Source organism: Actinomadura graeca (genome assembly GCF_019175365.1).
GTDB lineage: Bacteria > Actinomycetota > Actinomycetes > Streptosporangiales > Streptosporangiaceae > Spirillospora > Spirillospora graeca.
Genome location: NZ_CP059572.1, coordinates 7,995,859 through 8,010,008 on the forward strand (window position 1 = coordinate 7,995,859; position 14,150 = coordinate 8,010,008).

16 protein-coding genes are annotated in these 14,150 nt (G+C 73.6%); 6 read left to right on the forward strand and 10 right to left on the reverse strand.

Annotated elements, in window-relative coordinates:
• Window positions 1-16 precede the first annotated feature (16 nt).
• The gene (locus tag AGRA3207_RS35670) at window positions 17-1,504 is read right to left on the reverse strand and encodes a carboxylesterase/lipase family protein (RefSeq protein ID WP_231331681.1); all 1,488 of its coding nucleotides are present in this window, start codon (window positions 1,502-1,504) and stop codon (window positions 17-19) included.
• A gap of 98 nt (window positions 1,505-1,602) precedes the next feature.
• Here AGRA3207_RS35670 and AGRA3207_RS35675 point away from each other — a divergent pair, with 98 nt between their 5' ends.
• Window positions 1,603-2,019, forward strand: coding sequence for a MerR family transcriptional regulator (locus AGRA3207_RS35675; protein WP_231331683.1), 417 nt, complete (start codon window positions 1,603-1,605; stop codon window positions 2,017-2,019).
• On the opposite strand, the gene AGRA3207_RS35680 is transcribed toward AGRA3207_RS35675, so the two are convergent.
• The 3 genes from AGRA3207_RS35680 to AGRA3207_RS35690 form a co-directional block, all read right to left on the reverse strand.
• A complete protein-coding gene (locus AGRA3207_RS35680) occupies window positions 1,979-2,821 on the reverse strand; it encodes a leishmanolysin-related zinc metalloendopeptidase (RefSeq protein WP_231331684.1) in 843 nt (280 codons plus the stop codon). The two genes, AGRA3207_RS35675 and AGRA3207_RS35680, sit on opposite strands and share 41 nt — an antisense overlap.
• Window positions 2,822-2,937: 116 nt before the next feature.
• Complete coding sequence (locus AGRA3207_RS35685; RefSeq protein WP_231331685.1) at window positions 2,938-3,789, reverse strand: DUF72 domain-containing protein; 852 nt, start codon at window positions 3,787-3,789, stop codon at window positions 2,938-2,940.
• A 104-nt stretch (window positions 3,790-3,893) separates the two neighbouring features.
• The gene (locus AGRA3207_RS35690; RefSeq protein WP_231331686.1) at window positions 3,894-4,487 is read right to left on the reverse strand and encodes a lytic polysaccharide monooxygenase auxiliary activity family 9 protein; all 594 of its coding nucleotides are present in this window, start codon (window positions 4,485-4,487) and stop codon (window positions 3,894-3,896) included.
• Window positions 4,488-4,716: 229 nt separating this feature from the next.
• On the opposite strand from AGRA3207_RS35690, the gene pqqA reads away from it, so the two are divergent.
• From pqqA to pqqE, 5 genes are read left to right on the forward strand one after another with little or no spacing between them, the layout of a single operon-like run.
• Window positions 4,717-4,827: a pyrroloquinoline quinone precursor peptide PqqA gene (gene pqqA / locus AGRA3207_RS35695; protein WP_231331687.1), complete on the forward strand. Its 111-nt coding sequence runs from the start codon at window positions 4,717-4,719 to the stop codon at window positions 4,825-4,827.
• A 10-nt stretch (window positions 4,828-4,837) separates the two neighbouring features.
• Complete coding sequence (pqqB, locus tag AGRA3207_RS35700) at window positions 4,838-5,740, forward strand: pyrroloquinoline quinone biosynthesis protein PqqB (protein ID WP_231331688.1); 903 nt, start codon at window positions 4,838-4,840, stop codon at window positions 5,738-5,740.
• Window positions 5,737-6,486, forward strand: coding sequence for a pyrroloquinoline-quinone synthase PqqC (pqqC, locus tag AGRA3207_RS35705; RefSeq protein WP_231331689.1), 750 nt, complete (start codon window positions 5,737-5,739; stop codon window positions 6,484-6,486). Before pqqB ends, pqqC begins: the two co-directional genes overlap by 4 nt.
• Window positions 6,476-6,742 (forward strand): pyrroloquinoline quinone biosynthesis peptide chaperone PqqD, encoded by a 267-nt coding sequence (gene pqqD / locus AGRA3207_RS35710; RefSeq protein ID WP_231331690.1) that lies wholly within the window; start codon window positions 6,476-6,478, stop codon window positions 6,740-6,742. The genes pqqC and pqqD overlap by 11 nt, the downstream gene beginning before the upstream one ends.
• Complete coding sequence (gene pqqE, locus AGRA3207_RS35715; RefSeq protein WP_231331692.1) at window positions 6,739-7,854, forward strand: pyrroloquinoline quinone biosynthesis protein PqqE; 1,116 nt, start codon at window positions 6,739-6,741, stop codon at window positions 7,852-7,854. The genes pqqD and pqqE overlap by 4 nt, the downstream gene beginning before the upstream one ends.
• Window positions 7,855-7,860: 6 nt before the next feature.
• Here pqqE and AGRA3207_RS35720 read toward each other — a convergent pair whose 3' ends face one another.
• From AGRA3207_RS35720 to pelF, 6 genes are read right to left on the reverse strand one after another with little or no spacing between them, the layout of a single operon-like run.
• On the reverse strand, window positions 7,861-8,550 hold the full coding sequence (locus AGRA3207_RS35720) for a spherulation-specific family 4 protein (RefSeq protein ID WP_231331693.1): 690 nt from the start codon (window positions 8,548-8,550) through the stop codon (window positions 7,861-7,863).
• Window positions 8,538-9,440 (reverse strand): NAD-dependent epimerase/dehydratase family protein, encoded by a 903-nt coding sequence (locus AGRA3207_RS35725; protein ID WP_231331694.1) that lies wholly within the window; start codon window positions 9,438-9,440, stop codon window positions 8,538-8,540. Before AGRA3207_RS35725 ends, AGRA3207_RS35720 begins: the two co-directional genes overlap by 13 nt.
• Window positions 9,437-10,216 carry a sugar phosphate nucleotidyltransferase gene (locus tag AGRA3207_RS35730; protein WP_231331695.1) on the reverse strand — a complete coding sequence of 260 codons (780 nt, stop codon included), beginning with the start codon at window positions 10,214-10,216 and terminating at the stop codon, window positions 9,437-9,439. The genes AGRA3207_RS35725 and AGRA3207_RS35730 overlap by 4 nt, the downstream gene beginning before the upstream one ends.
• Window positions 10,217-10,230: 14 nt before the next feature.
• Window positions 10,231-11,208, reverse strand: coding sequence for a GDP-mannose 4,6-dehydratase (locus AGRA3207_RS35735; protein ID WP_273699969.1), 978 nt, complete (start codon window positions 11,206-11,208; stop codon window positions 10,231-10,233).
• A gap of 43 nt (window positions 11,209-11,251) precedes the next feature.
• Window positions 11,252-12,634 carry a hypothetical protein gene (locus AGRA3207_RS35740; RefSeq protein WP_231331697.1) on the reverse strand — a complete coding sequence of 461 codons (1,383 nt, stop codon included), beginning with the start codon at window positions 12,632-12,634 and terminating at the stop codon, window positions 11,252-11,254.
• Window positions 12,631-14,133 (reverse strand): GT4 family glycosyltransferase PelF, encoded by a 1,503-nt coding sequence (gene pelF / locus AGRA3207_RS35745; RefSeq protein ID WP_231331698.1) that lies wholly within the window; start codon window positions 14,131-14,133, stop codon window positions 12,631-12,633. The genes AGRA3207_RS35740 and pelF overlap by 4 nt, the downstream gene beginning before the upstream one ends.
• Window positions 14,134-14,150: the final 17 nt, after the last annotated feature.

The following is a 14,150-nucleotide window of genomic DNA, read 5'->3' on the forward strand; positions in this document are numbered from 1 at the left end:
GGGGCCGAGGCCGCCGTCAGGGGAGGAGGGGAAGCTCGGGGAAGGTGTGCGACGCCCACAGCGAACGCGACGTCCCCTCCGGATAGGGCGTGACGGCGGGTTCCGTGTCGAAGATCTGGGTGGGGCGGCGGTCCGGGTCGTAGACCGGCCAGCCGGGGTCGCCGGACGTCGCGAAACGCGTCCACGCCCGGCGGATCTCGGCCGACACCGGCTCGGCCGCCGCCCGGCCGTCGCCGATGAGCAGGTCCGCCGGTCCGCCGGTGAGGTTGCCGAACGCCAGGGGGACGTCCAGGACGTGGCACGCGCCGAAGACCCCGCCCAGCCCCGGGGCCGGGAAGGCCAGCTCGTACAGGTGCGCCCGCCCGCCGCCCGCGGCCTGGGCCTCGGCGAGATGCAGGCTGGGCATGCGGAACAGCCAGTCGGACAGGACGGTCTCGTACAGGTCGTCCGCCGAGGCGTCCGGGAACGCGGCGCGGAAGGCGGCCGGATCGGGCGCGAAGGCGTCGAGCGCCGCCGCGGCCTGCTCGTCGGTGACCTTCCCGAGGAGCTCCTGCAGGACGAGGAAGAAGCGGTACTCGTCGCGGTTGTGCCCGGCGATGAGCGCGACGTCGTGGGCGGCCCCGGCGGCGAGCGCGTCCCAGGGCGTGCGCGGCAGGACGTCCCCGTCGACGACGGGGGAGAACGGGGTCGGGGTGCGCGCCACGAGCCCCCAGCGCCCCCTCGACGGCATCGTGGCGGTCACCGCCTCGACGGCCTTCAGCAGGCGGCCGGGCGTCAGCGCCGACAGGGCCTCGACGGTGGGCGGCCCTCCGGCCTCGGCGGCGATGGCGGCGCCGATGTCGTCGGCGAGGGCGAGGGAGAGGAACGTGCCCGGGACGCTCTGCGCGATGGCCTTCCGGAAGAGCCCGGCCGCGCGGGGCATCGCCAGCAGCGCGGCGATCGAGCCGGCGCCGGCGGACTCGCCGAAGACGGTGACGTTACCGGCGTCGCCGCCGAAGGCCGCGATGTTGTCGCGGACCCAGGTCAGCGCGGCGACCTGGTCGAGCAGCCCGCGGTTGGCGGGGGCGCCCTGGATCTGCCCGAACCCCTCCATGGCGACGCGGTAGTTGAACGTCACCACCACGACACCGCCCTCACGGGCGAGGACGGCGCCGGAGTAACCCGGGTCGCCGGAGCTTCCGGACAGGTAGGCGCCGCCGTAGATCCACACCATCACCGGGAGGCCGCCGGCTCCGAGGTCGGGCGACCAGACGTTGCAGGTCAGCCAGTCGTCGCCGGTGGCCACCGGACGGGCGGGGCCGGGACCGGGCGACTGCGGCGGGGGCGGGCCGAACGCCTCGGCGGGACGGACGCCCTCCCACGGCTCGGGCGGCTCCGGGGCGGCGAAGCGCAGCGGGCCGACCGGCGGGCGGGCGAACGGGACGCCGCGGAAGACGGCGAGCCCGTCCTCCCGCCTGCCGCGCACCGCCCCGGCGGTGGTGACGGCCTCAGGGTGATGGTCCACGGACGAACCCTACAGTTCCGGCCAGGGAGTATGCCGGGTCCGTCCGGATACGTATTCTCGAACCGTCGCGTTCAGGGGGCCGGACGGGGGCGGGGCACGTGCGGATCGGAGAGCTGTCGGCGCGCACCGGTACGACACCCCGCCTGCTGCGCTACTACGAGGAGCAAGGGCTGATCACCCCCGCCCGCTCGGCGAACGGCTACCGCGACTACGACGAGCGGCTCGTGGACCGGGTCGCCCAGATCCGCGGCCTCCTCGGCGCCGGGCTGCCGACGAGGATCATCAGGGACATCCTGCCGTGCCTCGACGGGCCGCGGGTCATCCACCTCACCGGCGCGACACCGGAGATGATCGCCACCCTCGAACGGGAACGCGACCAGATGACCGTCCGCATCGCCTGCCTGACCCGCAACAGGGACGCGATCGACGGCTACCTCAACGCGCTCCGTGCCCGCGGCGGCGGGACCCCCGCCGCTACTTCGCCTCCACCGGCACCGGGATCGTCGGGAGCATGAACCCGTGGTCGACGGGCGCGACGTGCGTGACCAGCGACCCGGCCTGGGCGAGCGACAGCAGGTCGGGCAGCGCGTACTCGTCGGCCGCCTCCAGGTCGACCTGGTATTCCAGGTCCTGGAGGCCCGCGATGGTGAGACGGCTCAGCGGGTTCCCGGCCGCCCCGACGAAGCCCGTCATCAGCTCGTTCGCGAACACGCTCTCCCGCCAGTGGACGCGGGCCGTGCCGCCGCCGCCGCGGTTCTCCACCGGGACGGGGAGCGGCCCGCCGCCGAGCAGCCGCCCGTACTCGGCCATCGCCGCGGGCCCGGTGAACACCGGGTTCACGAGCGCGTCCGGGGCGTCCGCCGGGGGGCTGACCAGGCCCTTCAGCCCCCACATGCTCCCGATGCCGAGGACGTGCCCCATCTCGTGGGTGATGACGTCGAGCAGCGTCCCCTCGGCCTCCATCTGCCCGAGGTCGGCGGTGTCGAAGGCCATGTGCCCCTTGCACGGCTGGAGCCACGTGCCGTCCGCGGCGCGGCGCGCGTGGGTCGGCCCCGCCTGGCCGAGCACGTGGCCGACGCCGTCGATCGCCTGTCCCTGCGCGAGGATCAGCACGTCGTCGATGAGGTCGCCGTCGATCTCGATGTCGGGCAGGTCCCCGACGATGACGCGCGCCCAGCGGTCCGCGGCCCCCGCGAACGCGGCCTGCTGCTCATCGGAGAGCCCGCCGAGGAAGCGGATCTCGATGGTGAAGGGGGAGTCCGTCGCGGCGAGCTCCGAGGCCCGCGCGGCGTCGGCTTTCGCCAGATAGGTGTCCATGCCCCGACCCTGTGCCCTCGGCGGCCGGGCGCGCATGAGCAACCCCTACTCAACCGCGCCGTCGCGTGGCCGGGGGAGTGCGGCGTTCCAAATCCCCTGTCTCTGGCGGAACTGCTTCAGAACAGGGTGGGGGGCTCGGCCGGCTCCGGTTCGGGCAGCGGCTCGACCTCCGGCACCAGGGCCCGCACGTCGTCGTGGAAGCGGCGGGCGAGCGGAAGCGCCTCGGCGTTGTCGGGCGTATGGACGAACACGGTCGGCGAACGGCCCTCGCGCAGCCACCCCGCGACCGTCCCCGCCCAGTCGCGCCAGCCCTCGACCGTCCCGGACGTGTCGTCCCTGCCGAGGTAGCGGACGATCGGGCGGCCCGTGAGGGCCCGCGACCGCCGGGGGACGCGGGGCTTCTTCGTCCAGGCGTCCCGTTCGGCGTCGCTGGTCGGGCGGCTCCGGAAGAGGGTGGTGGTGTCGAAGGGCACCCATTCGGCGCCGGCACTTGTGAGGACCTGTTCGAGGAGCCGCTCGGACCGCGCGTCCTCGAAGAAGGCGCGGTGGCGGACCTCGACCGCGCGGGCGTGGGAGCGGGGGAGCCGGTGCAGGAAGCGCGCCAGGCCGCCGAGGTCGGCCGGCCCGAACGAGCCCGGCAGCTGGATCCAGAGCGCGTGGACGCGGGGCCCGAGCGGCTCGACCGCGTCCAGGAACGCGCGGACCTCGTCGTCGGCGCCGTTGAGGCGGCGCTCGTGCGTGATCGCCTTGGGCAGCTTGACCACGAACCGGAAGTCCGGGGACGTCTGCCGTGCCCACGACTCCACGGCGGTCCTCGCGGGGGTCGCGTAGAAGGTGGTGTTGCCCTCGACCGCGTTGCACCAGGTCGCGTACGCGCGCAGGCGCTCGTCCGGCGGAAGCGGGTGGGGCAGGAAGCGCCGCTGCCAGGGCGCGTGGGTCCACATCGCGCATCCCACGTGAAGCCGCATGAAGGCGACGCTACCGAACATGGAACGCCCGCCGAACATGGGACGGGAGGCCGCGCGTAGCCCTGGCGCGGCCTCCCGTCCCGGTCTCGGTCAGCTACCGGAGGTCAGCTGAAGTCGAGGTCGGAGCACTGGTAGAAGGCGTTGCCGGTGTCCGCGATGTCCCAGACGGCCAGCATGATGTGGCGACCCGTGCGCTGCGGGAGCGTGCCGTTGTGGGTCGTCGGGTTGGACGGCATCTTGCCGCTGTAGTTCTGCTGGACGAACGGGGTGAGGTCCAGCGCGGCGCGGGTCAGCGGCTGGCTGCTGTTCCAGCCCTCCTTGGTGATGAAGTAGCGGAAGGAGGAGGTGGAGTGCGGGGCGGTGAACTGCCACTTGATGCTGAGGGCGGAGCCGCTCGTGACCTTCGTCCCGGGCCAGCCGGTGCCGCCGCGCTGGTCGTCGAGCGGCGACCAGCGTCCGTCCGCTCCGGCGCAGATGGTGCCGTCGCGGGGGCCGGAGGCCGGGAACCCCTTCGGGCCCTCGACGCCGTCGGGGTCCCATTGGACCTCGCCGCAGTCCTGGACCTTGTGCGTGCCGCACAGATAGCTGCGGCTCGGCGGCGATGTGGTGAAGCCGTGCGACCACGCCGGCACCGCGATCACCACGGGCAGGCCGACGGCGATGGTGGCGGCTACGGCGAGACTGGACTTCCTTGGCATCCTGCTTCTCCTTGGCGGGGAGGTACGAGTACCTGGAGGCGGAGTCGAGCCGGCCCGGCAACCAACTCAAAGGAAACTTTCCTTTTAGTAAGGTGGCCCCTCTGCGGCTCCGAGTCAAGTCCCGGAGAAGCCAAGTGGTCACTGGGGCCCATGTTCCTGGCACTCCGTGCATAGGGGACGGCGGGCGGGCGGGCATACGCTCCGGGTCAACCCAGAGGAAGGTGCTCCCATGACCGGAACAACGGAACGGAACGACGGCGACACTCTGTGGGTGACGCCCGACTACCAGATCGTGGAGACGTCACTCGAGGTCACGGCCTACTTCGGCGTCGAGATCTGACCCGGCCGCGATGCGGCTGCTGGTCCTCGGCACCGCGGCGGGCGGCGGCGTGCCCCAGTGGAACTGCGCATGCCGGGGGTGCGCCGCCGCCCGAGCCGAGCCGACATGGCGTCGCCGTCACGCCTCGATCGCCGTCGAGGCGGGCGGGGGACGGTGGTTCGTCGTCAACGCGACGCCCGACATCGGCGAGCAGATCGAGGAGTGCGGCGAGCTGCACCCCGGCCCCGGCCGGCGCGACACGCCCGTCGCGGGTGTGATCCTCACCGACGCCGAGCTCGACCACACGCTCGGCCTCCCGCGTCTGCGGGAGGCGTCGGGCGTGCGTGTCGTGGCGACCGCCACGGTGCGCGCCGCGCTGTCGCGCGGACTCCGCCTGGACCGCGTCCTCGCCCCCTACACCGCGCTGTCCTGGACGACCCTCCCCGAACACGCGCCCGAGCCGCTGGACGGCGGGCCGCTGGAGGTCCAGGGCATCCGGGTGTCGGGCAAACGGCCCCGCTACGCGGTGGACGAGGACGTCGACGCCGGTGACGCCTGGGTGGTCGCCCTGCGCATCCGCGACGCCCGGGACGGCAAGGTCGTCGTGTACGCGCCGGCGCTCGCCGCCTGGCCGGACGAGCTGGACGGCGTCCTGCGCGGCGCCGACTGCGTCTTCGTGGACGGCACGTTCTGGGACGACGAGGAGCCCCGCCGGACGGGATGCTCCACCCGGACGTCCACCGAGATGGGCCACCTGCCGATCACCGGCCCGAACGGGACGGAGGAGCGGCTGGCGGCCCTGCCCGCCGAACGGCGCCTGTACACCCATCTGAACAACACGAACCCCCTCATCGACCCGTCCGACGAAGGACACCGGCGGCTCGCCGCGGCCGGGATCGAGGTGGCCAGCGAGAGAACGGTGATCGAACTGTGAGCACGGCACGGCCCGTGGACGGGCTGGAGCAACGCCTCCGCAGGCTGGGGGCGGACCGGTACCACCACCGGCATCCCTTCAACCTCCGCATGCACGAGGGGCTGCTGTCCCCGGACGAGCTGCGCACGTGGATCCTCAACCGGTTCCACTACCAGCGGCACATCCCGGTGAAGGACGCGCTGATCCTCTCCAAGCTCGGCACGCGCGAGCTGCGGCAGTCCTGGATCCGCCGCATCCACGACCACGACGGCGTGCCCGGGGAGGACGGCCGTCCCGCGCAGGACGGCGGGATCGAGCGGTGGCTGCGGCTCGGCGAGGCGGCCGGCCTGCAGCGCGGGCTGCTGATGTCCGGCGAGGGCGTGCTGCCCGCGGTCCGGCTGGCCGTGGACGGCTACGTGAACTTCTGCCGCAACGCCACGGTGCTGGAGGCCGTCGCGTCCTCGCTGACCGAGCTGTTCGCGCCCGACCTGATGACGACCCGGATCGCCGCGTGGGAACGCCACTACCCGTGGGTCGAGCCGGAGGGCCTGCGGTATTTCCAGATGCGGGTCGGCCAGGGCCGCCGCGACGCCGAGGAGGCGCTGGCCCTCGTCGAGCGCTGGACGCGCGGCCGCCGCGCCGACGAGAACCTCGCGCTGGAGGCGGTCGCGTTCAAGTGCGACGTGCTCTGGTCCCTGCTGGACGCGGTCGAGCGCGCGGGCGAGAAGGCCGCGGAGCACGCGCGGGGACCGTCCGATGCCGTCTGAGGACCACTGGCGGCCGGCGCTGGAGGACTCCATCGTGCTGCGGTACGACCGCGTCCGCGGCGCCGACCTGCTGCTCATGCCCGAGCGCGCGGTGCGGCTCAGCGGCACCGGCGGCCGGATCCTGCGGCTGTGCGACGGCAGTCGCACCGTCGACGGCATCATCACCGAGCTGAGCCGGGCGTTCCCGGACGCGCCGCTGTCCGACGAGGTGCCCGCCTTCCTGGAGCGGGTCCGCGAGGAAGGCTGGCTCCGGTGACCGGCCCGGCCACGGCGACCGGCCAGGAGGCGCGGAACCTCCCCGCACCCTGGGCGCTGCTCGCGGAGGTCACCCACGCGTGCCCGCTGCACTGCCCGTACTGCTCGAACCCGCTGGAACTGGTGCGTAAGAGCGCGGAGCTGTCCGCCGGCGACTGGGCGCGCGTCTTCGCCGAGGCGGCCGACCTCGGCGTGGTGCAGTCCCACATCTCCGGAGGCGAGCCGCTGCTGCGCCCCGACCTGCCGGAGATCGTCGCGTCCGCCCACCGGGCCGGCGTCTACACCCAGCTCGTCACCAGCGGCCTCGGCCTCACCGCCGACCGGCTCGGCGGGCTGGCGGAGGCCGGGCTCAACAGCGTCCAGCTCTCGGTCCAGGACGCCCGCCGCCCCGGCTCCGACCTGATCGCCGGGACCGCCTCGTACACCGCCAAGGAACACGCCGCCGAGGTGATCCGCGCCTCCGGGCTGCCCTTCGGGCTGAACGTCGTCCTGCACCGGCACAACCTCGACCACCTCCCGGAGATCATCGAGCTCGGCGCCCGCTGGGGGGCGGGCAGGATCGAGCTCGCCAACACCCAGTTCTACGGCTGGGCGCTCCGCAACCGCGCGGCGCTGCTGCCCACCAGGGACCAGCTCGACCGTGCCAAGGCCACCGTCGCCGCCTACGACGCCGGCGGCGGGCCCGAGCTGGTGTGGGTCATGCCCGACTACTACGAGGGGCTCCCGAAGCCGTGCATGGGCGGCTGGGGCATGCGCTCGATCACCGTCGGCCCGGACGGCACGGCGCTCCCGTGCCCCGCCGCCTACGCGATCGCGGACCTGGCGCCGCCGAACGTCCGCGACCGTCCGCTGTCCTGGATCTGGACGGAGTCGGCGGCCTTCAACGCCTACCGGGGCACCGCATGGATGACCGGCCCGTGCGGCGGCTGCCCCCGCCGTGAGACCGACTTCGGCGGCTGCCGCTGCCAGGCGTACGCGCTGACCGGCGACGCCGCGCGCACCGACCCGGCCTGCTCCCTGTCACCCGACCACCACCTGGTCCGGGACCCGGTCACCGAGGCAGTGCAGGCCCCCGCGCCGGAACCCGTGTTCGTCTACCGGTATCCGTCCTGAGCCGGCTCACTGCTGGGAGTAGACGAGTGACAGCTCGCGGGAGAAGTACTCAGGGAGGCCGTCCCAGGGGTTCGCGCCCTTGCGGTCCGTCACGTACACGACCCCCGCGTTGCACCGGCGCGCCCGCGCCAGCGCGCGCGCCAGCACGGGACGTGGTGCTGCGTACACCAGATGGCAGAAGCGTTCGGCGGGGAGCTGCCTCGCCCACGCGGGCGCACGCAGACGGCGGTACGCCGACCACGGCCCCTCGAAGGTGACCAGGAGGTCGGCGAGCCCGGAGTAGGCGGCGTCGGGGTAGGTGCCGTGGTTGAAGACGATGTACTCCATGCCGCGGCCCCGCGCCCCGGCGGTGATCCGCCTGTACCGCAGGACGTGCCCCGGCTCGGCGGACACCTGGTCGAGGAAGGCCATCCGGATGCCGTACCACGTCCGGTAGCGCCTCAGCTCCTCCTCGACCTCGCAGGGCGGGCGGCGGCCGTACGCGGTGTCCACGTACCCCGCGAGCCGCACCCCGGCGGCGGACGTGCGGTCCGCCACGGCGGCGAACTCGCGGTCCCGGACGGTGCCCGCCCCGCTGTCGACGTTGAGCACGACGACGCCCAGCCGGGCGTCGGCGAGGTCCGCCCAGTCCACAGCGGCCGGATGGAAGTAGGCGGGCACCGCCACCGAGCCGACCCGGCCGGTCAGCCCGGGCATACCGTCTCCGCCCAGAGGTCGCGCAGCGAGGTCGTCAGGTCGGTCGCGGGCTTCCAGCCGAGGGCGCGGCCGATCGCCCGGATGTCGGCCTGCTGCCAGGCCACGCCCGAGGAGCGCTCGGAGCCGGGCGCGGCGGCCTCCAGGATCCGGCGCCTCGACCCGGTGACGCGCTGGAGCAGCGCCGTCAGGTCGCGCAGCCGCGTCGCCCGGCCGCTGCCCACGTTGAGGACGACGGGCAGCCGCCCCGGGGCGAGGGCGGCGGTCAGCACGGCGTCGGCGACGTCTCGGACGTCCACCAGGTCCCGGCTCGCCGTCAGCGGCCCCACGCGGACGTCCTCGTCGGTGCCCGCGCGGCGCAGCTCGTTGACGAGGCGCCCCGCCAGCGTGGACCCGGGCGAGCCCGGGCCGATCGGGTTGAACACCCGGAGGACGACCGCGTCCAGCGCGGTCTCGGCGGCCGCGCGGACCAGCTCCGTCCCGGCCAGCTTCGTCACGCCGTACAGCCCGAGGGGACGCGGCGGGGCCGACTCGGTCACCGGCGTCCCGTACTCCACCTCGCCGTACTCGGCGGCCGAGCCCACGTGGACCAGCCGCACCGGCGCGGACGCGGACGTCAGCGCCGTCACGAGGTTCGCCACCCCGACGACGTTCCCCCTGACCAGCTCCCCGGGAGTGCCGCCGGTGACCCCGGCGCAGTTGATGACGGCGTCCGGCGCGACGTCGGCGATGGTCTCGGCGATCGCCGCGGGCCCGGCGGCCAGGTCCAGCTCCCGCCCTCCCGGCTCCGGGGAACGCGCGGCCGCGACGACCTCGACCTCCGCCGCGGCGGCGCGCACCCGGACGTGCCGGCCGACGAAGCCGGTCGCGCCGATCAGCAGGACACGGCTCATCGCCGGATCACCGGTTCCTTGCGGGCGGGCTGCTCGCCGCGCCCGCCGGCCGCCACCACCCGGTCCCGGCCCTCCATCAGCTGCGGGCGCAGGCGCGGGAACTCGGCGTTGGCGCGGTCGTAGTCGTCCGGGCGGCCGATGTCCAGCCAGTAGCCGTCGAACCGGTACTCGCGGGGGTGGCGTCCCTCCGCGAGCAGGTCCAGGACCAGCTCGTCGAAGCCGAGGGCGATGCCCGGCTCGTACTTGCCGAGGGCCTCCTTGGAGACCCCGTACACGCCCATGCTCACCTGGTAGTCGAGCGTCGGCTTCTCGCTGAACTCCACGACCCGGCCGTCCTTGGTCGTGAGCACGCCGAAGTCGATGTCCACCTGGCGCGCGTACGTGGCCACGGTCAGCGGGGGACGGGTCGCCATGTGCTCGTCCAGCAGCCCGGCGAAGTCCAGGTCGGTGAGCACGTCGCCGTTCATCACCAGGAAGTCGGGCGGGAGACGGTCGAGCAGCGTCAGCAGAGGGCCGATCGTGCCGAGCGGCGCCTCCTCGGCCGCGTAGTCGATGCGCAGCCCCCACCGGCTCCCGTTCCCGACGTACGACCGGATCAGATGCCCGAGATGCCCGATCGCCAGCGTCACCGTCCGGAACCCCTGGCGGGAGAGCTGGTGCAGCAGTATTTCGAGGATCGCGTACTCGTCGCCGATCGGGACGAGCGGTTTGGGCAGTGTCGTCGTGTACGGCCGCAGCCGCACCCCTTTGCCGCCAGCGAGGATAACGGCGTGCATGATTCCTCTCCGTGCTAGATGTTGTACAGGGACGGCCGGTAGCGCGCCAGGTTGAGCGGGTCCAGGAACCACTCGATGGTGTCCTTCAGCCCCTCCTCCAGCGTGTACCGGGGCCGCCAGCCGGTGTCGCGGCGCAGCCTGCCGCTGTCGCAGACCAGCCGCATCACCTCCGAGGCCGCGGGCCGCTCCCGGGCCGCGTCGGAGCGGAACTCGGTGTCGGCGCCCATCAGCTCGGCGATCGTGCGGGCGAGCCGGCCCATGGAGATCTCGTGTCCGGTCCCGGAGTTGAACAGGCCGCCCACGACGGCCTGCTCGGGGGCGGTCCCGAGGGTGAAGAACGCCTCGGCGGTGTCCTTGACGAACGTGAAGTCCCTGGTCGGCTCCAGCGCGCCCACCTTGACGACGTCGGCGTCCGCGGCGATCTGGCTGATCACCGTCGGGATGAACGCGCGGGCGGACTGGCGGGGCCCGAAGGTGTTGAACGGCCGCAGCGTCACCACCGGCAGGCCGAAGGAGGCGTGGTAGCTCTCCACCAGCTTGTCCGCCCCGATCTTCGTGGCCGCGTACGGCGACTGCGCCTGGAGCGGGTGCGACTCCGCGATCGGCACCTCGCGGGCCGTGCCGTAGGTCTCGCTCGTCGAGGTGTGCACCATCCGGGGCGTGCAGAGGCTCCGCACGGCCTCCAGGACGTTCAGCGTGCCGAGGACGTTCGTCTCCACGTACGACTGCGGCGCCCGGTAGGAGTAGGGGATCGCGATCAGCGCCGCGAGGTGGTAGACGGCGTCGGCCTTGCTGATCAGGTCGTACACCGACTCCGGGTCCCGGACGTCGCCCGGCAGCACCTCGACGGAGTCCATGACGTCCGGTGACAGCGTGTCGAGCCAGCCCCAGGTGCCGAACGAGTTGTACTGGACCATGGCCCGCACTTGATGGCCCCGTTCCACGAGCAGCTCGACGAGGTGGGAGCCGATGAATCCGTCGGCTCCCGTCACGGCCACCATGCTCTTCATCGGATTCGTGCCTTTCAGCGAGGGTTCATCGATGGGAGGTCGCGCGGGACAGCACCGTGCCCGCGTAGATCGAGAGGGTCAGGAGCAGGGCCCCGGCCACGGTCATCTGCACCGTCGCGGGCTCCGCCGCCGGGACGCCCACGGCGGAGGCGACCTCGGCGAGCAGGGCGCAGGCGGACGCGCCGAGGACGACGCGCACCCGCCCGCAGGCCTGCAGCACCAGGGCGAGGAAGAACGCGCCGCCCAGCCCGAGGAAACCCGCGAGCAGCCGCAGCGTCGCCAGCGTGGCGGACAGCCCGGCGATGGGCGCCGCGACCGCGACGAGCCCGACGAGCGCCGCCAGATACCGCCCGAGGGCCGTCGCCAGGGCGACCCGGGCCGCCCGCGCGAAGCCCGCGATGTCCGAGTGGACGCGCAGCAGGTGGTGGACGCGCTTGCGGAAGGCGTACAGGATCCACTCGGCGACGCCCATCGAGACCGACAGCGCGAGCACCGCCACGGTCGTCGGCCCGGGCGGCACCGGCCGCCCGGCGAGCGCGCAGAGCAGCGTGAAGGTCAGCAGGCCCCCGGTCAGCAGCCCGAAGACGGCGAAGGGCAGCGCCGAGGCGATGTCGCGGAGGGCGCCCACCGGGCGCCGCGGGCGGCCGGCCCCGGACGTGCACACGAGGGCCAGCACGACCGTGGCCGCCAGCGTCACGAGCCAGGCGATCCAGATACCGGTCGGCACGCTCCCGGATGCCGACAGGCCGCCCCGATGGGCGAAGTAGACCACCACGGTCGCGCTGCCCGGCAGCAGCGCGAGCAGGAGCCGGCGCTCGGCGCCGTTCACCTGCGCCACCATCGCCGACAGCAGGTAGGCGCACAGGCCCGCGGCCAGCGCCGTCGCCGCCTTCCCGGCCGCGAGGAGCGACCCGGCCGCGACGGTCACCGGCACCACCACCAGGACCCCGGCGGCCAGCCCGTACCTGAGCACCCGCGCCGCCGAGGCCCGGTCCCCGAGGCCCAGCCGCACGTACCCGAGGTAGGCCGTCCCCTGGCTGACCGTCCAGGACAGCAGCAGCGACAGCACGAGCAGGACGCCGGCGCCGGACCGGGCCAGCACCGGCTGCACGGCCACGAAGCAGAGCCCGGGCATGCCGAACAGGACGCCGCGCAGCAGATGCCTCCACGGCACGGCCCGCCACGGCGAGTCCGAGACCCCGATGGCCGGCGGCCGCCGCGGCGTCCGGTCGTACAGGTCCTCGGCGAGCGCGAACACGTCCGGGTGGCCGTAGCCTCGGGCCGCCTCGTCGTTGATCCCGTCCGCCTCCAGCGCCGCCGTGACCTCCAGGGGGTCGACGGCGTTCGCGCAGAGCTCCTCCATGCGCTCCAGGAGCTCGTCGGTCCGGTCCGGAGCGATGACGGTCATGCGAGCCTCCTCGTCTCGGCCGGCCGGCGCTCGGACACGGACGCCGCCGACGCCGCGGAGGTCTTGGACGGCGCGGCCGCCGAGCCCGGCACGGACTCGGCGGGCATCTCGCCCAGCCCGTGGTAGATCGACCGGAACGCCTCGACGGCGCGGTCGACGGTGAACAGCTCCAGGGCCCGGTCCCGGGCGGCGTGCCCGAGGCGCCGGCGGGACATCTCGTCGTTCAGCAGGCGCACGCACGCGTCCGCCATCTTGCGCGGATCCCGCGGCGGCACGACCAGTCCCGTGTCGGCGACCGCCTCGGTGACCCCGCCGACGTCCGTGGCGACGGTCGCCCGGCCGCAGGTCATCGCCTCGATGAGGGTGTAGGGGAAGCCCTCGGAGATGCTCGACAGCACGACCACGGTCCCCGCCGCGTAGGCGTCCCGGATGTCGTCCACCCGGCCCTCGAAAGTGGCGTCCTCGGCGAGCCCCAGGTCGGCGGCGAGCGTCTCGCAGCGCTCGCGGTACCGCTCACCTCCCTTGGGCGTCCCGCCGAACATGCGCAGCCGCGCCTCCGGGACCTCCTCCTTGACGAGCGCGAACGCCCGGATCAGGGTCTCCAGATCCTTGATCGGGTCCACCCGCCCCGCCCAGCTGATCGTGGGGACGGCGGGTTCGGCGCCCGCCGCCGGGAAACAGGCGGGATCGACCCCGTTGTAGACGGTCTCCAGGTTGCCGGGGTCGGCGCCGCACCGTACCTGCCACCGCTGGTTGTACAGGTTGGACGGCGTGACGAGGTCGGCGGCGCGGTAGCCGGTGCCGCACAGCAGGCGCAGGAAGCCGAGCAGCGCCGACTTGACCGGCCACGGGTAGGGCGAGCGCTGGAACCCGATGTAGCGCTCGCGCAGATAGATGCCGTGCTCGGTGAGGCACAGCGGTGTCCCGTAGGTCCACTTGGCGGCCAGCCCCGGCAGTACCGGGATGCCGTTGGACACCGCGTGGGTGACGTCCCCGCGCGGAGCCGGCCGCATCAACGGGCGGAGCTGGTGCTCCAGCAGGTCGATGGCGGTGAGGGCGTCATGGACGGTCGGCCGGACGCCGATCTTGTCGAACTCGGCCTTGCGGGCCCGCCACGCGTCCATGAGCCACCGCACGGGGCCCTCGCTGCGCAGCGCGCCCTGCAGGTCGTCGGTCTGCCCGTACTCGAAGAGCGCCCGCAGGATGTGCGGGAACACCTCGGCCTCCGGCCCGGAGGGGGACAGGATCGCGTGCAGGAACGCGCGGCACAGCCGCTCGAAGCGCCGCGCCGCGCCGCGGGACGGGGGCCGCCCGGCGGGCGGCCCCCACATCGGCACGGACTCGGCGGTGACATGGCCGGGCAGATCCCATACCACGGGCTCGGCCCCGCTCGCCGTGATGGCCAGGACCCGGAAGGAATGCTCGGGCATCCCCCGGACGAGCTGGTCGCACCAGACGCTCACACCACCGAAGTTGTGCGGATAGGTCCCCTCGGTCACAAGGGTGATATCCAAAA